Below are 21,352 nucleotides of genomic sequence, written 5' to 3' on the forward strand. Positions count from 1 at the left end.
TTAAAATGGCTGGTATCCACCGGAATCCGACAGAACGCAAAAACGAAAAAACCCGCCAGAAGGCGGGTTTTTCGCGTGGGTCAGAGATTTTGAAAGCCTTCTCTGGAACCTTGTCTGGCTCCACGACCTGGACTCGAACCAGGGACCCAGTGATTAACAGTCACTTGCTCTACCAACTGAGCTATCGCGGAATGGCGTGTATGTTACTGATTCAAAAAGAGAAGTCAACCCTCTGTTGGCAATTTGATGTTTTCATCGGATCAGAGGGAGGTTTATCGGCCATCGGCGGTTACCAGAAGCGCGGGAGAGGTCTACCATGGCTGCCCGGAAGTGGTGACACGCGCTGCCGGCCCTCAGCCGAAAAGGTATGCGCCATGAATCACCCAGCCTTCACACCCCGAAACAGTGGGGTGTTCCCATGAGCATCGCTCAGATCAGCTTGCCCAAAGGTGTCGGCCCGCACGCCGAGAAACTGTTCGACGCAATCACTCAGGCCAGCACCGCTGAAGAACTGAACCGCGCAGGCGGCAAGGCCGAAGGTTTTGTCCTGGGCCTGGAAAGCACCAAGGCGATCAAAAGTCAGGTAGCCGAGTCGCTTTATGTCGCCTATGACGACGCGGCCAGCCAGCGTGCGAGCGAATTGGCCTAACCGCCAAAAGTGATAGTGCCGAGCATCAGCTTGGCATACAGCATCGTGGCGGCCAGTTGCACCAGCCACAAGGCCAGGCCGCCAAGGAACACGCCCGCGGCCACTTGCAGCACCAGGTTATTACCGCGTTTGGCCGAGGAGCGGGGCACGAAGTGGTCCAGTTCATCGCGGTCGGCGCGTAGGTCGTCGTTTTTCATGTGGGTTCTCGCAAGAATTCTCGGGTGTACATAAAGCCTGTGGGAGTTTAAAGGGCGCAGCGGCTGCTTTGAGATTTATCTGAGGCCAATAAAAAACGGGAAGCCATTTTGGCTTCCCGTTTTCATGTCACGCGACGACTCAGATCACCTGAACGATGGCCTTGGTCACGGCGTCGATGTTGCTCTGGTTCAGCGCGGCAACGCAGATGCGGCCGGTGTCCAGGGCGTAGATGCCGAACTCGTTGCGCAGACGGGTCACTTGCTCAACCGTCAGGCCGGAGTAGGAGAACATGCCGCGCTGGCGACCGACGAAGCTGAAATCGCGCTGTGGAGCGTTTTTCGCCAGCAGGTCGACCATCTGGGTGCGCATGCCACGAATCCGCAGACGCATTTCTGCCAATTCTTCTTCCCACTGGGCACGCAATACCGGGCTGTTCAGCACAGCGGCGACGATGCTTGCACCGTGGGTCGGCGGGTTGGAGTAGTTGGTGCGGATCACGCGTTTGACTTGCGACAGCACGCGCGCGCTTTCTTCTTTCGATTCGCTGACGATCGACAGGGCGCCAACGCGCTCGCCGTACAGCGAGAAGGATTTGGAGAACGAGCTGGAAACGAAGAAGGTCAGGTTCGATTCGGCGAACAGGCGCACAGCGGCAGCGTCTTCATCGATACCGTCGCCAAAGCCCTGGTAGGCCATGTCGAGGAATGGAACGTGACCTTTGGCTTTCACCACGTCCAGCACGTTTTTCCAGTCCGCCGGGCTCAAGTCGACGCCAGTCGGGTTGTGGCAGCAAGCATGCAGCACAACGATGGAGCCGGACGGCAGGGCGTTCAGGTCTTCCAGCAGGCCGGCGCGGTTAACGTCGTGGGTGGCGGCGTCATAGTAGCGATAGTTCTGCACTGGGAAACCGGCGGTTTCGAACAGTGCGCGGTGGTTTTCCCAGCTCGGGTCGCTGATCGCCACGACGGCGTTCGGCAGCAGTTGCTTGAGGAAATCGGCACCGATTTTCAGCGCGCCAGTACCGCCGACGGCCTGGGTGGTGATGACCCGGCCAGCAGCGATCAGTGGCGAGTCATTGCCGAACAGCAGTTTCTGCACGGCCTGGTCGTAGGCGGCGATGCCGTCGATCGGCAAGTAGCCACGGGAAACGTGTTGAGCGGCGCGAATCGTCTCGGCTTCGACAACGGCGCGCAGGAGAGGGATTCGCCCTTGCTCGTCGCAGTAAACACCGACCCCCAGGTTGACCTTGGTGGTACGGGTATCGGCATTGAATGCTTCGTTGAGGCCCAGGATTGGATCGCGTGGTGCCATTTCGACAGCGGAGAACAGGCTCATTATTGCGGCGGCTCTGAATGGAGTGTGGAGGGACGTGTCGCGCTCCAGCCGAATGCACTAGAGCGGTGCACAAACGGGGAGCTAGTATAGAGGCCATCAGCGATTGATGGCGACAGGCGATTCGGCTTTTACGGTAAGTTTTTCCAATTATTTTTCGATCGTTGGTCGAGCGACGTCGTCAAAGGTTTTACCCGATGTAGGACGTTTGCCTTGAAAGGGATGGCAATCGGCTCCACATTGAGCACAATCCAGTTTTTTCCTCGGGCGACATCGGTCGTTTGCGGTCTTTCTCGTTCCTGTCCGGCTTAACCGGGCAAGAGTGAACCAGAGGTATGTATGTCTGAATTCCAGCTAGTCACCCGCTTCGAGCCCGCCGGCGATCAGCCGGAAGCCATCCGTCTGATGGTCGAGGGCATCGAGGCCGGGCTGGCGCACCAGACGCTGCTCGGTGTGACCGGCTCGGGCAAGACCTTCAGCATCGCCAACGTGATCGCCCAAGTGCAGCGCCCGACGCTGGTGCTGGCGCCGAACAAGACCCTGGCTGCGCAGTTGTACGGCGAGTTCAAGGCGTTCTTCCCGAACAACGCCGTTGAATACTTCGTCTCCTATTACGACTACTACCAGCCCGAAGCTTATGTGCCGTCGTCCGACACCTTCATCGAGAAGGACGCCTCGATCAACGACCACATCGAGCAGATGCGCCTGTCCGCGACCAAAGCGCTGCTGGAACGCAAAGACGCAATCATCGTCACCACGGTGTCGTGCATCTACGGTCTGGGCAGCCCGGAAACCTATTTGAAGATGGTGTTGCACGTGGATCGCGGCGACAAGCTCGACCAGCGTGCGCTGTTGCGTCGCCTGGCCGACCTGCAATACACCCGCAACGACGTGGACTTCGCCCGGGCGACTTTCCGGGTGCGCGGCGATGTGATTGATATCCACCCGGCGGAATCCGATTTTGAGGCGATCCGCATTGAGCTGTTCGATGACGAGGTGGAGAGTCTGTCTGCTTTTGATCCGTTGACGGGCGAAGTCATCCGCAAGCTGCCGCGCTTCACCTTCTATCCGAAGAGCCACTACGTGACGCCTCGGGAAACCCTGCTCGACGCTGTCGAGGGGATCAAGGTCGAGTTGCAGGAGCGCCTGGAATACCTGCGTTCCAACAACAAACTGGTGGAAGCCCAACGCTTGGAGCAACGCACTCGTTTCGACCTGGAGATGATTCTGGAGCTGGGTTACTGCAACGGCATCGAAAACTACTCGCGCTACCTGTCGGGCCGTGCATCCGGCGAGGCGCCGCCCACCTTGTTTGACTACCTGCCAGCCGACGCCTTGCTGGTGATCGACGAATCCCACGTCAGCGTGCCGCAGGTCGGTGCCATGTATAAGGGCGACCGGTCCCGTAAGGAAACGCTGGTGGAATATGGCTTCCGCCTGCCATCGGCGCTGGATAACCGGCCAATGCGTTTCGACGAGTTCGAAGGCATTAGCCCGCAGACAATATTTGTCTCGGCCACGCCGGGCAATTACGAGGCGGAGCACGCAGGGCGCGTGGTCGAGCAAGTGGTGCGCCCGACTGGCCTTGTGGACCCGCAGATCGAAATCCGTCCGGCGCTGACTCAGGTCGACGACTTGCTCTCGGAAATCACTAAGCGCGTAGCCCTGGAAGAGCGGGTGCTGGTGACCACGCTGACCAAGCGCATGTCCGAGGATTTGACCGATTACCTGGCCGATCACGGCGTGCGCGTGCGTTATCTGCACTCGGACATCGACACTGTGGAGCGGGTCGAGATCATCCGTGACTTGCGCCTCGGCACCTTCGATGTGCTGGTGGGGATCAACCTGCTGCGTGAAGGCCTGGACATGCCGGAAGTCTCGCTGGTGGCGATTCTCGATGCCGACAAGGAGGGCTTCCTGCGCTCCGAGCGCTCGCTGATCCAGACCATTGGCCGGGCGGCACGCAACCTTAATGGCCGGGCGATTCTGTATGCGGATCGGATTACTGGTTCCATGGAGCGGGCGATTGGCGAAACCGAGCGTCGTCGCGACAAGCAGATCGCCTTCAACCTGGCCAACGGCATTACGCCCAAAGGGGTGTTCAAGGACGTTGCCGACATTATGGAAGGCGCGACTGTGCCGGGTTCGCGCAGCAAGAAGCGCAAAGGCATGGCCAAGGCCGCCGAGGAAAGCGCCAAATACGAAGCCGAATTGCGTTCGCCGAGCGAGATCACCAAGCGCATTCGTCAGCTGGAAGAGAAGATGTACCAGCTCGCCCGCGACCTGGAATTCGAAGCCGCGGCGCAGCTGCGCGACGAAATCGGCAAGCTGCGGGAGCGGTTGATCGCGGTTTGACGCTCCCTCTGTAGCAGTTGCCGAAGGCTGCGATCTTTTGATCTTGTTTTTACAGGCAAAGTCAAAAGATCGCAGCCTTGGCAGCTCCTGCAGCGCTTAAATCCCGCACTCACTGGAGCCGGGCGGCTATCGCCTGTTACCATTCGCCCCTTGTTTGATCTTCGCTTTTCATTCTTTTTGAGACATGCCATGACCACCGTCCGCACTCGCATCGCGCCATCGCCTACCGGGGACCCCCACGTAGGTACCGCTTACATCGCTTTGTTCAACTACTGCTTTGCCAAGCAGCATGGCGGTGAGTTCATCCTGCGGATCGAAGACACCGACCAACTGCGTTCGACCCGCGAGTCCGAACAGCAGATTTTCGACGCCCTGCGCTGGTTGGGTATCGACTGGAGCGAAGGCCCGGATGTCGGCGGCCCGCACGGTCCTTACCGTCAGAGTGAGCGCGGCGATATCTACCAGAAGTACTGCCAGCAACTGGTAGACATGGGCCATGCCTTCCCATGCTTCTGCACCGCCGAAGAACTGGACCAGATGCGCGCCGAGCAAATGGCCCGCGGTGAGACCCCGCGTTACGACGGCCGTGCGCTGTTGCTGTCCAAGGAAGAAGTCGCGCGCCGCCTGGCCGCCGGCGAACCCCACGTGATCCGCATGAAAGTGCCGACCGAAGGCGTGTGCGTGGTGCCGGACATGCTGCGTGGCGATGTCGAGATCCCGTGGGATCGCATGGACATGCAAGTGCTGATGAAGACCGACGGCCTGCCGACGTACTTCCTGGCCAACGTGGTCGACGACCACCTGATGGGCATCACCCACGTGCTGCGCGGTGAAGAATGGCTGCCTTCGGCACCGAAACTGATCCTGCTGTACGAGTACTTCGGCTGGGAACAGCCGCAGCTGTGCTACATGCCGCTGTTGCGTAACCCGGACAAGAGCAAACTGTCCAAGCGCAAGAACCCGACCTCGGTGACGTTCTACGAGCGCATGGGCTTCATGCCGGAAGCGATGCTCAACTACCTGGGCCGCATGGGCTGGTCGATGCCGGACGAGCGCGAGAAGTTCTCCCTGCAGGAAATGGTCGACAACTTCGACCTGAGCCGTGTCTCGCTTGGCGGGCCGATTTTCGACATCGAGAAACTGTCGTGGCTCAACGGCCAGTGGCTGCGTGACCTGCCGGTGGAAGAGTTCGCCGCTCGCGTGCAGAAGTGGGCGCTGAACCCTGAATACATGATGAAGATCGCGCCGCACGTGCAGGGCCGGGTTGAAACCTTCAGCCAGGTCGCACCGCTGGCTGGCTTCTTCTTCGCTGGTGGCGTGAATCCGGACGCTAAACTGTTCGAATCCAAGAAGCTCTCGGGCGATCAGGTTCGTCAGTTGATGCAATTGATCCTGTGGAAGCTGGAAAGCCTGCGTCAGTGGGAGAAGGACAGCATCACCGCAACGATTCAGGCGGTGGTTGAATCCCTGGAGCTGAAGCTGCGTGACGCCATGCCGCTGATGTTTGCCGCGATCACCGGGCAGGCCAGTTCGGTATCGGTGCTCGATGCGATGGAAATCCTCGGTCCGGACCTGACCCGTTTCCGTCTGCGCCAGGCCATTGACCTGCTGGGCGGCGTGTCGAAGAAAGAAAACAAAGAGTGGGAAAAGCTTCTGGGCGCGATTGCCTGACGGCGTTTGACTCAGTAGGAGCTGCCGAAGGCCGCGATCTTTTGATCCTGATCTTCGGCGCTTCCCCCGAATTTACGGGGGGAGGGCGGTAAGTGATTGTTATGTCGGCAAAAAATTTTAATTTTTTTGAAAAATAAGTTTGACAGCTTTCCGATGCGCCATTAAGATTCGCCCCGTCCTCAGCGATGAGGGGCTATAGCTCAGCTGGGAGAGCGCTTGCATGGCATGCAAGAGGTCGACGGTTCGATCCCGTCTAGCTCCACCAATTTACACTTCAAGGTCTGGCCACACCGGCCTTGAAGCGATCAACACTCAGCGTTGATCAGTTGTATAGAAGGGTTTGCGTCCCCTTCGTCTAGTGGCCTAGGACACCGCCCTTTCACGGCGGTAACAGGGGTTCGAGTCCCCTAGGGGACGCCAGTTTTACAGAAGCGATGTTGCAAGATGTCGCTCCGCCGCGAGGCGAAAAATCCGGGGCTATAGCTCAGCTGGGAGAGCGCTTGCATGGCATGCAAGAGGTCGACGGTTCGATCCCGTCTAGCTCCACCAATTTTACAGTTCAAGGTCTGGCCACACCGGCCTTGAATCGATCAGCTCTCAGCACTGATCAGTTGTATAGAAGGGTTTGCGTCCCCTTCGTCTAGTGGCCTAGGACACCGCCCTTTCACGGCGGTAACAGGGGTTCGAGTCCCCTAGGGGACGCCACGATTACCCGCTTTGCGGGATTTTTAAGGGTCATTCAATTATTGAATGGCCCTTTTGTTTGTCTGGCGTTTGGCCAAATCTCCTTTTTCCCCAACACTGTTCTTCAGACCAGCGGTCACATCCACGACTTGCGGAAAATTATTATGAGAATAATATTCTAGTCGTAATATTCGGAGGCAACGATGAACGATAAAAAAGCTCAAACCCGCGAACGCATCCTCAAGGCTGCCAGTGCAGCGCTGATCCAGCGCGGCCCGGCCGAGCCGAGCGTGGGTGAAGTGATGGGCGCGGCCGGGCTGACGGTCGGCGGTTTCTACGCGCACTTCGAGAGCAAGGACGCGTTGATGCTGGAAGCGTTCAAGCAGCTGCTCAGCCATCGTCGTGACTTGATCGCCGACATGGATGCCGAGTTGACCGGCGAAGAGCGTCGCGCGTTGGTCGCAGCGTTCTACCTGTCGCGCAAACACCGTGATTCCACCGAGCAGGCATGCCCGGTTCCAGCGTCGATCAGTGAACTGGGCCGTCTGCCGGACGAATTTCGTGTGGCGTTGAATGAACATATTGAATTGATGGTCGCGCAGTTGGCAGCCAGCCCGGAAGACATCGACAAGGTCTTGGCCGACGTCGCCTTGATGGTGGGTGGTTTGGCGCTGGCGCGGGCGCTGGGGCCAGGAGAGTTGTCCGATCGATTGCTGCGCGCCGCCAAATCGGCGGTGCTGTGACCTAAAGGCATCCAGCCTGAGGAGATGGGCGATGAACACGTTGAGCTGGGTTCGTGGCGTTAATGGCACCTTGGGCTGGTTCGCACCGAAGCTGGTGGCGAGCAAGATGCGTCTGGCATTCATGACCCCGCGGGAGTTGCCGCCGCGTGATTGGGAATTGCCGCTGCTGGCGAAATCCGAGCGGATCACCTTGCGCTTCGGCCTCTCGGCGCTGCGTTGGGGGCAGGGCCCGGCAGTGTTGTTGATGCACGGCTGGGAGGGCCGGCCAACGCAGTTTGCCGCGCTGATCACGGCGCTGGTCAATGCCGGTTACACCGTGGTCGCCCTGGACGGCCCGGCTCACGGTCGCTCGCCTGGACGCGAAGCCAATGTGGTGCTGTTCGCCCGGGCGATGCTTGAAGCAGCTGCTGAACTACCGCCGCTGCAAGCGGTAATCGGTCACTCGATGGGCGGCGCCAGCGCCATGCTCGCGGTGCAGTTGGGCTTGCGCACCGAAACCCTGGTCTCGATCGCCGCCCCGGCGCGAATCCTTGGGGTGTTGCGCGGTTTTGCGCGTTATGTGCGCCTGCCGCCCAAAGCCCGTTCGGCGTTCATTCGTCAGGTCGAAAAAGACGTTGGCATGCGTGCTGCTGCGCTGGATGTCGCGCACTACCAGCTCGACATGCCAGGCCTGATTGTCCATGCCGAAGACGACAGCTTTGTCTCGGTCAAGGAGTCCCAATTGATTCACGAAGCCTGGTTCGACAGTCGCTTGTTGCGCCTGGAAGAGGGCGGTCATCAGCGGGTCCTGGCCGATCCGCGGGTGATCGATGGCGTGCTCTCGCTGCTGGCCGGTCGCAGCCTGCAATCGCGCCAATCGGCCTGAGCTTCCGTTACACTGCCCCGGTCGAAATAATCTGACCGGGAGTGGGGCATGGGCTGGGATCGGGCAACGCCGTTTATCATTGATCTGGAAGTGGGCGCCGAAGACATCGACGGGCTGGGCCACGCGAACAACGCGGTGTACGTGACCTGGCTCGAGCGCTGTGCCTGGCGTCACTCGCAGCGGCTGGGCCTGGACCTGGTCGAGTATCGGCGGCTGGACCGGGCGATGGCGGTGGTGCGGCACGAGATTGATTACCTGGCGGCGGCCTACGAAGGCGATGAGCTGCAGCTGGCGACCTGGATCGTCGATTGGGACCAGCGCCTGAGAATGACCCGACACTTCCAGCTGATCCGCCCCAGTGACAACTCGACGTTGCTGCGGGCGCAGACCACGTTCGTGTGCATCGAACTGTCGACCGGCAAGCCCAAGCGCATGCCGGCGGAATTCATCGAGGGCTATGGCTCGGCGTTGCAAGTTCCAAGCTGACACAGTCCGCACATTTGCCACCGCCCGGTCTGACGAAATACCTTCTGCACGCCGAAACCAGTAAACTGCCGCACGTTTTTCGTCGAGTGTGTTTTTCATGCAAATTGCTTTGGCGCCCATGGAGGGGTTGGTCGACAACATCCTGCGGGACGTGCTGACCCGTGTGGGCGGTATCGATTGGTGTGTAACCGAGTTCATTCGGATCAACGATCAGCTGCTCACGCCTGCCTACTACCACAAGTTCGGCCCGGAACTGCTGACCGGCGCCCGTACCGCCTCCGGCGTGCCGCTGCGGGTGCAACTGCTTGGCTCCGATCCGGTGTGCCTGGCGGAAAACGCTGCACTGGCCTGCGAATTGGGTTCCGAAGTCATCGACCTGAACTTCGGCTGCCCGGCCAAGACCGTCAATAAGTCGCGCGGTGGCGCCGTTCTGCTCAAAGAGCCAGAGCTGCTCAACGAAATCGTCGAACATGTCCGCCGCGCGGTGCCCGCACACATTCCAGTGACCGCCAAAATGCGCCTGGGCTTCGACAGTCCCGATGGTTCGCTGGTTTGCGCCACAGCCCTGGCCGAAGGCGGCGCGGCGCACATCGTGGTTCACGCGCGGACCAAAACGGATGGCTACAAGCCGCCAGCTCACTGGGAGTGGATCCCGCGGGTCCAGGACGTGGTCAAGGTGCCAGTGTTCGCCAACGGTGACATCTGGAGCGTCGAGGACTGGCGCCGTTGCCGCGAGATCAGCGGCGTCGAAGATATCATGCTCGGTCGTGGCCTGGTGTCGCGTCCGGATCTGGCAAGGCAGATCGCTGCGGCGCGGGCCGGTGAGGAGGTCGTCGAGATGACCTGGGCCGAGCTGCTGCCGCTGATTCAGGATTTCTGGCTGCAAGCCAAGGCCCAGATGACACCACGCCAATCGCCGGGTCGCCTGAAGCAGTGGCTGGCAATGCTGACCCGTAATTATCCCGAAGCAGTAGAGTTGTTCGGCGTCCTGCGTCGTGAAACCGAGCTGGATCAGGTCTCGCGTTTACTGGGGCTGCCGGTGTCTGAAGCCGCCTGAGTCTGCTTGAAAAAAATCTGAAAATAATCTCTTGAAAAGTAATCAGCGGTCCTTATCTAAGGATTACGCGATGCCGAATTCGGGTCGCGGAGACAAAAAAACTTGCTGATTATGTTCAGGAGATTTGAATCATGAGTACTGCATTTTCCTTGGCCCCACTGTTCCGTTCCTCGGTAGGTTTCGACCGTTTCAACGACCTGTTCGAAACCGCCCTGCGCAATGAGCCAGGCAGCACCTATCCACCCTACAACGTTGAAAAATACGGTGATGATCAATACCGCATTGTTGTAGCGGCCGCCGGTTTCCAGGAAGACGACCTGGACCTGCAAGTAGAAAAAGGTGTACTGACCATCAGTGGCGGCAAACGTGACGCGGACGAAAACGTCACTTACCTGTACCAGGGCATCGCACAGCGCGCCTTCAAACTGTCGTTCCGTCTGGCGGACCACATCGAAATCAAGGCCGCCGAACTGCGCAACGGTTTGTTGAATATCGAGCTGTTGCGGGTGATTCCGGAAGAAGCGAAAGCCAAACGCATCCCGATCAATGGGGCGGAAAAACCGGCTCTGCAACACTAATCGGTCAGAGCAAATGAGAAGGGCGCCATCCACTGGCGCCCTTTTTTTGTCCGTTGGTAGCAGGGCTCATTTGAGCAGTTTCTGAAACTCCTCCACCAGCAACGGCCGGCTGTGCAAATACCCCTGATACAAATGGCAGCCCAGCCCTTGCAAGAACTCCAGTTGCTCCTCGGTTTCCACCCCTTCGGCAATCACTTCCAGTTCCAGGCTGCGGGCCATGGCGACGATGGCGCGAATGATTTCGGCATCGTTGGGGTCGGTGGTGGCGTCGCGGACGAATGACTGGTCGATTTTCAGGGTGTCGACCGGCAGGCGCTTGAGGTAGGTCAGCGAGGAGTAACCGGTGCCGAAATCGTCCATGGCAAAGCTCACGCCGAGTTTTTTCAGGCGTCGCATTTTGCTGATGGTGTCGTCCAGGTTCTGGATGACGATGCCTTCGGTGATTTCCAGTTTCAGCAACGAGCAGGGCAGGTCGTGGCTGCCGAGGCTGTGCTCGATGCGTTCGACGAAGTCGTTCTGACGGAATTGCCGCGGGCTGATATTCACGCACAGGCTGAAATTGAGCGGGTCAATCAGGCCTTTGGCGATCAGGCGTTTGAAGGCCGCACAGGCTTCGTCGAGGATCCATGTGCCGACTTCCAGAATCAGCCCGCTGTCTTCCAGCACCTTGATGAACTCGGTCGGCGATTGCGCGCCCAGTTGCGGATGGTGCCAGCGCACCAGGGCTTCGGCGCCGGTAATGCGGTTGTTGCGGGCGTCCACCTGAGGCTGGTATTGCACGCTGAATTCACCCCGGGAAAGGGCCAGGCGCAGGTCGGTCTCCATGCGCAGGCGTTCGCTGGCGGCCTTCTGCATGGTGTTGTGATACATCTGCGTGGTGTTGCGGCCCGAGTCCTTGGCGCGGTAGAGGGCGATATCGGCGCGCTTGAGCAGGTCGGTCGGGGTCGAGCCGTGGTCGGGGATCAGCGCGATGCCGATGCTCGGCGTCACTTGCAGGCGCTGTCCATCGAGGAACATCGGTTCGGACAGCAATTCGCGCAAGGTATCCGCCAGTTCCCGGACTTGAGCGCTGACGTCGCTGCGTGAGCCTTCCAGGCCACTGAGCAGCACCACGAACTCATCGCCGCCCAGGCGTGCGACGGTGTCTTCCATGCGTACGCTGGCTTCAAGGCGCGCGGTGATGATTTTCAGCACTGTATCGCCCACCGGGTGGCCGAGGGAGTCGTTGATGTGCTTGAAGTGGTCGAGGTCGAGGAACATCAGGGCGCCACGCAAGTTGTGGCGCTTGAGCAGGGCGATCTGCTGGCTCAGGCGGTCCATCAACAGCGCGCGGTTCGGCAGGTTGGTCAGCGGGTCGTGGTAGGCCAGGTGACGGATCTGCGCTTCGGCATTTTTCAGCAGGCTGACGTCCCGGGCGGTCAGCAGCAGGCAGGCGGTTTCGTTGAGGGTGATCGGTTCCACCGAGACTTCGACGGTCAGCAACTCGCCGCGTTTGTTGCGCCCGAGCATTTCCAGGTGGTGAACCCGGCCCTTGATCTGTAGTTCGGCCAGCAACGCCGAGCGTTGTTTCTCCTCGGCCCAGATGCCGACCTGATACACCGTGCGGCCCACCACTTCATCGGCACGGTAGCCGGTCAGGCGGCAGAAGCCGTCGTTAACCTCCAGATAGCGTCCAGTGTCGCGCTCGGTAATGGTGATGGCGTCGGGGCTTGAGTGGAAGGCCTTGGCGAACTTCTCTTCGCTGGCCTTGAGCGCCGCTTCCGAGCGTTGCTGTTGGGTGATGTCGCGCAGGGTGGTGACGATGCACGGCTGGTCGCCGACGCTGATCTGGCGGCTGGAGATCACGCAGGTCAGGGATTGCCCGTCCTTGTGTTGAACGATGATCGCCACATTGTTCAGGCCCTGTTCGCGGATGACTCGCTCAATCCTTTGCAGGCTTTTCGCCGAGGCGTCCCACAGGCCGATTTCGTCGGCGCTGCGGCCGATGACGTCGGTGGTGCTCCAGCCGAACGTCTGGGTGAAGCTGGAGTTGATCTCGATGAAGTGGCCGGTGTCCTGACGCGTGACGCAGATCGGGTCGGGGCTGACCTGGAACAAGGTGGCGAATTTCTCTTCCGACGCTATCAGTTGCTGCTCGCGCTCCACTTGCTCGGTGATGTCCAGCAATGTGCCGGCCATGCGCAGCGGGTTGCCGCTATCATCGCGGTAGAGTCTGGCGCGGCTTTCCAGGTAGCGCGAACTGCCGTCCGGCAGTTGCACGCGGTACGTCAGTTGATAATTGCCGGCCGGGCCTTCGCGTAAGCTGCGGTAAGCGTCGCGCATGGTGTCGCGTTCTTCACCGGGTACACCTTCGAAAAACGCATCGAAGGATTCATGGAAGGGTTTGGGCTCCAGACCATGCAGCTGGGCGGCCCGCGCCGAGCCATAAAGCATGCCGCTGGGGATGTGCCAGTCCCAAGTGCCGAGTTGTGCTGAATCCAGGGCCAGGTCGAGGCGTTCCTGGCTGTCTTTGAGGGCGTGCTCGGCGATTTTTCGTTCGGTGGTGTCAAGGAATGTGCTCAGCAGATAGGGCTGGCCTTCGAGCTCGACCTTTTGCGCGCTGAGAATGCCGTCGTGAACCTGCCCGTTGCTGGCGCGAAATTGCACCTCCATGTTGATCAGCTCACCTTTGGCCTTGGTGGCCTTGACCAGTTCCGCCCGTTGCTCCGGGTTGACCCAAAGGCCCAGTTCCAGGGTGGTTCGGCCGATTGCGTCTTGCACCGGCCAGCCGAACAGGCTTTCGAAATACTGGTTGGCTTCGCTGATCAGGCCGTCTTCCTGACGGGTCAGCAGCACCATATTCGGGCACAGGTGAAACAGCGTGGCGAAGCGTTTTTCCGAGCTGCTCAGCGCTTGTTCACGCTGGCGCTGGTGGGTGATTTCACGGATGACCCCGATCATTCGTGGCCGGCCGTTTTTGTCCGGTAGCAGGCTGCCGTTGATTTCCAGCCAGTGCAGGCTGCCGTCGGGCCAGCGGATGCGGTGGTGCATGGCCTGCTCCAGCGGAGCGCCGGCGATCACTGCATTGAAGGCGCGGATGGCTTTCGCCCGATCCTCCTGGGGCAGCAGGTCGAGGTATTCCAGATCCTCGGGCAACGGTTGCCGGGGATCGAAGCCGAACAACGCCTGAGTACCCCGTGACCAGCTGATCTGTCCGCGCTCGATGTCCCAATACCAGGCGCCCAGTCGGGCGCCATTGAGGGCCGCGAGCAACTGTGGGGCGCTTTCCCAGCTCTGCTCGGACCGTTTTGGGTCAATTGCCTGAATTCGCGGCATTGGCGGCATACGTTCAACAGATTTGGGCATGGATGACAGGCCTTGGGCTGAATTGGGCGTCAGGCCCTGGGCCTCGAACAGGCGTTGCACGATGTGGTGGGTAAAGGTGTTGCCGCCGGGGAAAACCGCGGGGTGCAGGGCAATGTCCGCCAGGCTGACCGCACCGTTGCTGATCAGCGGATGCTCCGGGGCGGCCACGAAATCCAGCGGGTCGTCCCACACGGGCGTGGCCTTGACCAATGTGTGAGGTTCCGGTGCAAGGGTGATGACTGCCAGTTCAGCGCGGCCATGGAGGATTTCTTCGTAGGCCACTTCCGAATCGAGGAACTGAATATCCAGCGCTACCTGCGGGTAACGTCGGGTGAACTCCCTTAATAAGGGCGGCAAGCGATGCAGGCCGATGTGATGGCTGGTGGCCAATGTCAGACGACCGGTCACTTCGCCAGTCAGGTTGGTCAGGGCGCGGCGGGTGTCATCCAGTACATTGAGGATCTGATAGGCCCGTGGCAGCAGGGCGCGGCCGGCTTCGGTCAGGCCGACTTCCCGGCCCAGTCGATCGAACAGTCGCACCTTCAATTGCTGCTCCAGCCCGGCGATGCGCTTGCTGATGGCCGGTTGCGTCAGGTGCAGCCGTTCGCCGGCGCCGGAGAAGCTTCCGCTCTCGGCAATCGCGATAAAGGCGTTGAGGTTGGCGAGGTCCATAATGAGGTCTCAGTGGCATTCCAGTTGGTTATGCAAAGCATAAAAAATATGAATTTGAGTTATTTAATGTAACCCCCTAGGATCGACCTCACAAGCCAAGGGGTTATTGAATTACTCAAGATCCGGGGCATAGAAACAAGCTGATGAGGAAACCGTCTGATGGCCGGCAAAACGCTCTACGACAAGCTCTGGGATTCGCATTTGGTCAAGCAGCGCGACGATGGCTCTGCGCTGATCTACATCGATCGTCACATCATCCATGAAGTGACCTCGCCGCAAGCCTTCGAAGGCCTGCGTCTGGCCGGGCGCAAGCCTTGGCGCATCGATGCCAACATCGCGACCCCGGACCACAACGTACCGACCACCCCGGAGCGCAAGGGCGGCATCGAAGCGATCGTCGACCAGGTCTCGCGTTTGCAGGTTCAGACCCTCGACGATAACTGTGACGAATACGGCATCGTCGAATTCAAGATGAATGACGTCCGCCAAGGCATCGTCCACGTCATCGGCCCGGAGCAGGGCGCCACCTTGCCGGGCATGACCGTGGTCTGCGGCGACTCCCACACCTCGACCCACGGCGCATTCGGTGCCCTGGCTCACGGTATCGGCACCTCCGAGGTCGAGCACGTGCTCGCCACTCAGTGCCTGGTCGCCAAGAAAATGAAGAACATGCTGGTGTTGGTCGAGGGCAAATTGCCGTTCGGCGTGACTGCCAAGGACATCGTCCTCGCCGTGATCGGCAAGATCGGCACCGCCGGCGGTAATGGCCACGCCATCGAATTCGCCGGTAGCGCGATTCGCGACCTGTCCGTTGAAGGCCGCATGACCATCTGCAACATGTCCATCGAAGCCGGCGCCCGTGTTGGCCTGGTGGCCGCGGACGAAAAAACCGTGGCTTACGTCAAGGGCCGTCCATTTGCTCCGAAGGGCGCGGAATGGGATTTGGCCGTCGAAGCCTGGAAAGACCTGGTCTCCGACGCCGATGCCAAGTTCGACACCATCGTCGAGCTCGATGCCTCTCAGATCAAGCCGCAAGTCAGCTGGGGCACCTCGCCTGAGATGGTGTTGGCCGTGGATCAGAACGTACCGGATCCGGCCAAGGAAATGGACCTGGTCAAGCGCGATTCCATCGAACGCGCCTTGAAATACATGGGTTTGACCGCCAATCAGGCGATCACCGACATTCAGTTGGACCGTGTATTCATCGGTTCCTGCACCAACTCGCGGATCGAAGACCTGCGCGCCGCCGCCGTGATCGCCAAGGGCCGCAAAGTGGCTTCGACCATCAAGCAGGCCATCGTGGTGCCGGGTTCGGGGTTGGTGAAGGCTCAGGCCGAATCCGAAGGCCTGGACAAGATTTTTATCGAGGCCGGTTTTGAATGGCGTGAGCCTGGCTGCTCGATGTGCCTGGCGATGAATCCGGACCGTTTGGAGTCGGGCGAGCATTGCGCGTCGACCTCCAACCGTAACTTCGAAGGCCGTCAGGGCGCCGGTGGTCGTACCCACCTCGTCAGCCCGGCCATGGCCGCCGCCGCCGCTGTGAACGGTCGTTTCGTCGACGTCCGTGAATTGATCTAAAGGAGCGCAGCATGAAAGCTTTTACCCAGCACACTGGTCTTGTCGCGCCTTTGGATCGTGCCAACGTCGACACCGACCAGATCATCCCGAAGCAGTTCTTGAAGTCGATCAAACGCACCGGTTTCGGTCCGAACCTGTTCGATGAGTGGCGTTATCTGGACGTTGGCCAGCCGTATCAGGACAACTCCAAGCGCCCGCTGAACAAGGACTTCGTCCTCAACGCCGAGCGTTATCAAGGCGCCAGCGTGTTGCTGGCCCGCGAGAACTTCGGTTGCGGCTCCAGCCGCGAGCACGCGCCGTGGGCACTGGAAGAGTACGGTTTCCGCAGCATCATCGCGCCGAGCTACGCCGACATCTTCTTCAACAACAGCTTCAAGAACGGCTTGTTGCCGATCATCTTGAGCGACGCTGAAGTCGATGAGCTGTTCAAGCAGGTTGAAGCGAACCCGGGCTACCAGTTGCAGATCGATTTGCAGGCCCAGACCGTGACCCGTCCGGACGGCAAAGTGCTGAGTTTCGAGATCGATGCCTTCCGTAAGCACTGCCTGCTCAATGGCCTGGACGATATCGGCCTGACTTTGCAGGATCACGAGGCGATTGCCACGTTTGAAGCCAAGCACCGCGCGAGCCAGCCATGGTTGTTTCGCGACGCCTGAGATTGATCTGGAATCGATGTAATCAGGGCCGGCCTCTTCGCGGGCAGGCCCAGACAGCGCAAGGTTAAACCTAAAAAGGAAGTCCCGATGACCAGCACCGCGCAGCACAGCCAGGTAGTCCAAAAACAATTCGGTGAACAGGCCTCGGCCTATCTGAGCAGCGCCGTACACGCTCAAGGCACCGAGTTCGCGCTGCTACAGGCTGAACTGGCGGGGCAGGGCGATGCCCGGGTACTGGACCTGGGTTGCGGCGCCGGTCATGTGAGTTTTCATGTGGCCTCGCTGGTCAGGGAAGTAGTCGCTTACGACCTGTCCCAGCAGATGCTCGATGTGGTCGCCGCCGCCGCTGTCGACCGGGGTTTGAGTAATGTGACCACGGTCAACGGCGCCGCCGAGCGTCTGCCGTTCACCGATGGCGAGTTCGACTTCGTCTTCAGCCGCTATTCGGCGCACCATTGGAGCGACCTCGGCGTGGCCCTGCGCGAAGTTCGCCGGGTGCTGAAGCCGGGCGGGGTGGCGGCGTTCATCGATGTGTTGTCGCCGGGCAGCCCGTTGTTCGACACTTACCTGCAAAGCGTCGAAGTGCTGCGCGACACCAGCCACGTGCGCGATTATTCTGCGGGCGAGTGGTTGCGTCAGGTCAGCGAAGCCGGGTTGCATACCCGCAGCACCACGCGTCAACGGTTGCGCCTGGAGTACACCTCCTGGGTCGAGCGCATGCGTACGCCGCAGGTGATGCGCGCGGCGATCCTCGAGTTGCAGCAATCGATGGGCAACGAGGTGCGCGAATATTTTGAGATTGAAGCCGATGGTTCGTTCAGCACCGATGTGCTGGTGCTGATGGCTGAACGATAGAATTTTTCCGGGCGCGCCTCAGGGCGCGCCGACTGATGACATGAGGAAAGCATGAGCAAGCAGATTCTGATTCTCCCAGGCGACGGTATTGGCCCGGAAATCATGGCCGAAGCGGTCAAGGTGCTGGAGCTGGCGAACGACAAGTACAGCCTGGGCTTCGAACTGAGCCATGACGTGATCGGTGGCGCCGCCATCGACAAGCACGGCGTGCCGCTGGCCGATGAGACCCTGGCCCGTGCACGCGCAGCCGATGCTGTGCTGCTGGGCGCCGTGGGCGGCCCGAAATGGGACACCATCGAGCGTGACATCCGCCCTGAGCGCGGTCTGCTGAAAATCCGTGCGCAACTGGGCCTGTTCGGCAACCTGCGTCCGGCGATCCTGTACCCGCAACTGGCCGAGGCTTCCAGCCTGAAGGCAGAAATCGTTGCCGGCCTGGACATCCTGATCGTCCGTGAACTGACCGGCGGTATCTACTTCGGTGCGCCACGTGGCGTGCGCGAACTGGAGAGCGGCGAGCGTCAGGCCTACGACACGCTGCCATACAGCGAAACTGAAATCCGCCGTATCGCCCGTGTCGGTTTCGACATGGCCCGCGTGCGCGGCAAGAAGCTGTGCTCGGTGGACAAGGCCAACGTGCTGGCCTCCAGCCAGCTGTGGCGTGAAATCGTCGAGCAAGTGGCCAAGGACTACCCGGACGTCGAACTGAGCCACATGTACGTCGACAACGCCGCCATGCAACTGGTGCGTGCGCCGAAGCAGTTCGACGTGATCGTCACCGACAACCTGTTCGGCGACATTCTTTCCGACGAAGCGTCGATGCTCACCGGTTCCATCGGCATGCTGCCGTCGGCGTCGCTGGATGCCAACAACAAAGGCATGTACGAGCCGTGCCACGGTTCGGCGCCAGACATCGCTGGCAAGGGCATTGCCAACCCGTTGGCGACCATTTTGTCGGTGTCGATGATGCTGCGTTACAGCTTCAATCTGCAGGATGCGGCCGATGCCATCGAGAAGGCCGTGAGCCTGGTTTTGGATCAGGGTCTGCGTACGGGAGACATCTGGTCGGCTGGTTGCACCAAGGTCGGTACGCAGGAAATGGGCGACGCAGTAGTCGCCGCGCTGCGGAATCTGTAATCTCTCTGGCCCGCTGCAATTTTCAACCTTGAAAGCAGCGGCCCACTTTTCAAGAAGGTGTAGTTGCGATGAAACGTGTAGGTCTGATCGGTTGGCGCGGCATGGTCGGTTCCGTGCTCATGCAGCGGATGCTGGAAGAGCAGGATTTCGATCTTATCGAGCCGGTGTTTTTCACCACTTCCAATGTCGGTGGCCAAGGCCCGTCCGTGGGCAAGGACATTGCTCCGCTCAAGGACGCTTACAGCATTGAAGAGCTGAAAACCCTCGACGTGATTCTGACCTGCCAGGGTGGCGACTACACCAGCGAAGTGTTCCCGAAGCTGCGCGAAGCCGGCTGGCAGGGTTACTGGATCGACGCCGCTTCCAGCCTGCGCATGCAGGATGACGCGGTGATCGTGCTGGACCCGGTGAACCGCAAGGTTATCGACCAGCAGCTCGACGCGGGCACCAAGAACTACATCGGCGGCAACTGCACCGTCAGCCTGATGCTGATGGGCTTGGGTGGCCTGTTCGAAGCCGGTCTGGTGGAGTGGATGAGCGCCATGACCTATCAGGCGGCCTCTGGTGGCGGCGCGCAGCACATGCGTGAGCTGATCAAGCAAATGGGTGTGACCCACGGCGCTGTCGCCGATCAACTGGCCGATCCGGCCAGCGCCATCCTCGACATCGACCGCCGTGTTGCCGAAGCCATGCGCAGCGACGCGTACCCGACCGAAAACTTTGGCGTACCGCTGGCCGGCAGCCTGATCCCATGGATCGACAAGGAACTGCCGAACGGCCAGAGCCGTGAAGAGTGGAAGGCCCAGGCCGAAACCAACAAAATCCTCGGTCGCTTCAAGAGCCCGATCCCGGTGGACGGTATCTGCGTGCGCATCGGCGCCATGCGTTGCCACAGCCAGGCGCTGACCATCAAGCTGAACAAAGACGTGCCGATCGCTGATATCGAAGGGCTGATCAGCCAGCACAACCCTTGGGTCAAGCTGGTGCCGAACAACCGTGAGATCAGCATGCAGGAGCTGAGCCCGACGAAAGTCACCGGCACCCTGAACGTGCCGGTCGGTCGTCTGCGCAAGCTGAACATGGGTTCGCAATTCGTCGGTGCCTTCACCGTCGGCGACCAACTGCTGTGGGGCGCGGCCGAGCCGCTGCGTCGCATGCTGCGGATCCTGCTTGAGCGTTGATCGATTGATGCAATGAAAGAACCCGTGCCTTGAAAGAGGTGCGGGTTTTTTTTGTCCACCGATGGCGTGAATTGCCTCACCACCAACCACCCGGTAAAGTGCCGCTCCCCCCGTTTCGCCAGAGGTAGAACCATGAGCCAGTCCTTCGATATTGCCGTGATCGGCGCCACCGGTACTGTCGGCGAAACACTCGTCCAGATTCTCGAAGAGCGCGACTTTCCGGTCGGCAATCTGCACCTGCTGGCGAGCAGTGAATCGGCCGGACACTCGGTGCCGTTTCGCGGCAAGAACGTGCGGGTGCGCGAAGTCGATGAGTTCGACTTCAGCAAAGTCCAGTTGGTGTTCTTCGCCGCCGGCCCGGCGGTGACCCTCAGTTTCGCCCCGCGCGCTACGGCCGCCGGTTGCTCGCTGATCGACCTGTCCGGCGCGTTGCCGGCCGATCAGGCGCCGCAAGTGGTGCCCGAGGCCAATGCTGCAATTCTTGCCGGCCTGAAAAAGCCCTTCCAGGTCAGCAGCCCAAGCCCTTCGGCGACAGCGCTGGCGGTGGTGCTGGCGCCGCTGCTCGATTTGCTCGACCTGCAACGCATCAGCCTGACGGCGTGCCTGGCGGTCTCAGCCCAGGGCCGCGAAGCGGTCAGTGAGCTGGCCCGGCAAACCGCCGAACTGCTCAACGTGCGTCCGCTGGAACCGGCATTCTTCGATCGGCAGATGGCTTTTAACCTGTTGGCGCAAGTCGGTGCGCCCGATGCTCAGGGCCACACGTTGCTGGAAAAGCGTCTGGTGCGCGAGCTGCGTCAGGTCTTGTCGCTGCCTTTATTAAAGATTTCCGTCACTTGCATTCAAGCCCCGGTGTTTTTTGGCGATAGCTATAGCGTGACCTTGCAGTCATCGAGCGCTGTCGACCTGGCGAAAGTCAACGCGGCACTGGAAGCGGCGCCCGGTATCGAGCTGGTCGAGGCGGGCGATTACCCGACTCCGGTAGGTGATGCGGTAGGGCAGGACGTGGTTTACGTTGGTCGGGTTCGCAGCGGGATCGACGACCCGGCGGAACTTAACGTGTGGCTGACGTCAGATAACGTACGCAAAGGCGCCGCGCTCAATGCTGTGCAGGTGGCTGAATTGTTGATAAAAGACCTGCTGTAAAAGATACTTGGCAACAATTTTTTCTAGTGGTTCCAGCCGAACACCATGTTTGGCTGGAATGCTTGAGGCGAGCCATCCCGCAGGGCTTTCGTCGCATGAATGAAACGATCGCGCGCGACGACCCTTCGCCGTCGCGCGCAACGCCTTACGGCAGCGGCAATCAACACCTT

At 60.2% G+C, this 21,352-nt stretch carries 17 protein-coding genes, 5 tRNA genes and 1 pseudogene; 18 read left to right on the plus strand and 5 right to left on the minus strand.

Going from position 1 to position 21,352, the window contains the following annotated elements; genetic code table 11:
- Positions 1-115 precede the first annotated feature (115 nt).
- Positions 116-191 (minus strand) — tRNA-Asn (locus tag FFH90_RS11425).
- A gap of 227 nt (positions 192-418) precedes the next feature.
- On the opposite strand from FFH90_RS11425, the gene FFH90_RS11430 reads away from it, so the two are divergent.
- The gene (locus FFH90_RS11430) at positions 419-649 is read left to right on the plus strand and encodes a hypothetical protein (protein WP_018928109.1); all 231 of its coding nucleotides are present in this window, start codon (positions 419-421) and stop codon (positions 647-649) included.
- On the opposite strand, the gene FFH90_RS11435 is transcribed toward FFH90_RS11430, so the two are convergent.
- Positions 646-846: a hypothetical protein gene (locus FFH90_RS11435; protein ID WP_007935214.1), complete on the minus strand. Its 201-nt coding sequence runs from the start codon at positions 844-846 to the stop codon at positions 646-648. The genes FFH90_RS11430 and FFH90_RS11435 overlap by 4 nt on opposite strands.
- A 139-nt stretch (positions 847-985) precedes the next feature.
- Complete coding sequence (locus tag FFH90_RS11440; protein ID WP_086945457.1) at positions 986-2,182, minus strand: amino acid aminotransferase; 1,197 nt, start codon at positions 2,180-2,182, stop codon at positions 986-988.
- 336 nt (positions 2,183-2,518) lie between these two features.
- Here FFH90_RS11440 and uvrB point away from each other — a divergent pair, with 336 nt between their 5' ends.
- The 11 genes from uvrB to FFH90_RS11495 all read left to right on the plus strand — a co-directional run bounded on the left by uvrB (position 2,519) and on the right by FFH90_RS11495 (position 10,618).
- The gene (uvrB, locus tag FFH90_RS11445; RefSeq protein WP_019582112.1) at positions 2,519-4,534 is read left to right on the plus strand and encodes an excinuclease ABC subunit UvrB; all 2,016 of its coding nucleotides are present in this window, start codon (positions 2,519-2,521) and stop codon (positions 4,532-4,534) included.
- Between the two features lie 189 nt (positions 4,535-4,723).
- Positions 4,724-6,205 (plus strand): glutamate--tRNA ligase, encoded by a 1,482-nt coding sequence (gene gltX / locus FFH90_RS11450; protein WP_018928106.1) that lies wholly within the window; start codon positions 4,724-4,726, stop codon positions 6,203-6,205.
- Between the two features lie 189 nt (positions 6,206-6,394).
- A tRNA-Ala gene (locus FFH90_RS11455) sits at positions 6,395-6,470 on the plus strand.
- Positions 6,471-6,549: 79 nt separating this feature from the next.
- Positions 6,550-6,625 (plus strand) — tRNA-Glu (locus FFH90_RS11460).
- Positions 6,626-6,678: 53 nt separating this feature from the next.
- Positions 6,679-6,754, plus strand: a tRNA-Ala gene (locus tag FFH90_RS11465).
- 80 nt (positions 6,755-6,834) lie between these two features.
- Positions 6,835-6,910, plus strand: a tRNA-Glu gene (locus FFH90_RS11470).
- 182 nt (positions 6,911-7,092) lie between these two features.
- On the plus strand, positions 7,093-7,632 hold the full coding sequence (locus FFH90_RS11475) for a TetR/AcrR family transcriptional regulator (protein ID WP_111453788.1): 540 nt from the start codon (positions 7,093-7,095) through the stop codon (positions 7,630-7,632).
- Between the two features lie 31 nt (positions 7,633-7,663).
- Entirely contained in the window at positions 7,664-8,497 is an 834-nt protein-coding gene (locus tag FFH90_RS11480) for an alpha/beta fold hydrolase (RefSeq protein ID WP_138867199.1), read from the plus strand.
- 48 nt (positions 8,498-8,545) lie between these two features.
- Positions 8,546-8,983 (plus strand): thioesterase family protein, encoded by a 438-nt coding sequence (locus tag FFH90_RS11485; RefSeq protein ID WP_019582115.1) that lies wholly within the window; start codon positions 8,546-8,548, stop codon positions 8,981-8,983.
- A 97-nt stretch (positions 8,984-9,080) separates the two neighbouring features.
- On the plus strand, positions 9,081-10,040 hold the full coding sequence (locus FFH90_RS11490) for a tRNA-dihydrouridine synthase (protein WP_138867200.1): 960 nt from the start codon (positions 9,081-9,083) through the stop codon (positions 10,038-10,040).
- Between the two features lie 131 nt (positions 10,041-10,171).
- Positions 10,172-10,618, plus strand: coding sequence for an Hsp20 family protein (locus FFH90_RS11495; protein ID WP_018928101.1), 447 nt, complete (start codon positions 10,172-10,174; stop codon positions 10,616-10,618).
- 66 nt (positions 10,619-10,684) lie between these two features.
- On the opposite strand, the gene FFH90_RS11500 is transcribed toward FFH90_RS11495, so the two are convergent.
- Together FFH90_RS11500 and FFH90_RS30115 are read right to left on the minus strand one after the other, a co-directional pair.
- Positions 10,685-13,963: a PAS domain S-box protein gene (locus FFH90_RS11500; protein WP_111453790.1), complete on the minus strand. Its 3,279-nt coding sequence runs from the start codon at positions 13,961-13,963 to the stop codon at positions 10,685-10,687.
- Between the two features lie 9 nt (positions 13,964-13,972).
- Positions 13,973-14,635 (minus strand): annotated as a pseudogene (locus FFH90_RS30115) (LysR family transcriptional regulator); the annotation flags it as partial.
- A gap of 159 nt (positions 14,636-14,794) precedes the next feature.
- On the opposite strand from FFH90_RS30115, the gene leuC reads away from it, so the two are divergent.
- From leuC to FFH90_RS11530, 6 genes are all read left to right on the plus strand, one after another.
- On the plus strand, positions 14,795-16,213 hold the full coding sequence (gene leuC, locus FFH90_RS11505) for a 3-isopropylmalate dehydratase large subunit (RefSeq protein ID WP_018928098.1): 1,419 nt from the start codon (positions 14,795-14,797) through the stop codon (positions 16,211-16,213).
- Positions 16,214-16,224: 11 nt separating this feature from the next.
- Positions 16,225-16,869, plus strand: coding sequence for a 3-isopropylmalate dehydratase small subunit (leuD, locus tag FFH90_RS11510; protein ID WP_018928097.1), 645 nt, complete (start codon positions 16,225-16,227; stop codon positions 16,867-16,869).
- Positions 16,870-16,956: 87 nt separating this feature from the next.
- Entirely contained in the window at positions 16,957-17,724 is a 768-nt protein-coding gene (locus tag FFH90_RS11515; protein ID WP_138867202.1) for a class I SAM-dependent methyltransferase, read from the plus strand.
- A gap of 51 nt (positions 17,725-17,775) precedes the next feature.
- A complete protein-coding gene (leuB, locus tag FFH90_RS11520) occupies positions 17,776-18,858 on the plus strand; it encodes a 3-isopropylmalate dehydrogenase (RefSeq protein WP_064616990.1) in 1,083 nt (360 codons plus the stop codon).
- Positions 18,859-18,926: 68 nt separating this feature from the next.
- Positions 18,927-20,039: an aspartate-semialdehyde dehydrogenase gene (gene asd, locus FFH90_RS11525; protein ID WP_007935182.1), complete on the plus strand. Its 1,113-nt coding sequence runs from the start codon at positions 18,927-18,929 to the stop codon at positions 20,037-20,039.
- A 132-nt stretch (positions 20,040-20,171) separates the two neighbouring features.
- Positions 20,172-21,182: an aspartate-semialdehyde dehydrogenase gene (locus FFH90_RS11530; protein WP_019582121.1), complete on the plus strand. Its 1,011-nt coding sequence runs from the start codon at positions 20,172-20,174 to the stop codon at positions 21,180-21,182.
- Positions 21,183-21,352 lie beyond the last annotated feature (170 nt).

It is taken from the genome of Pseudomonas sp. ATCC 43928, assembly GCF_005938665.2.
GTDB lineage: Bacteria > Pseudomonadota > Gammaproteobacteria > Pseudomonadales > Pseudomonadaceae > Aquipseudomonas.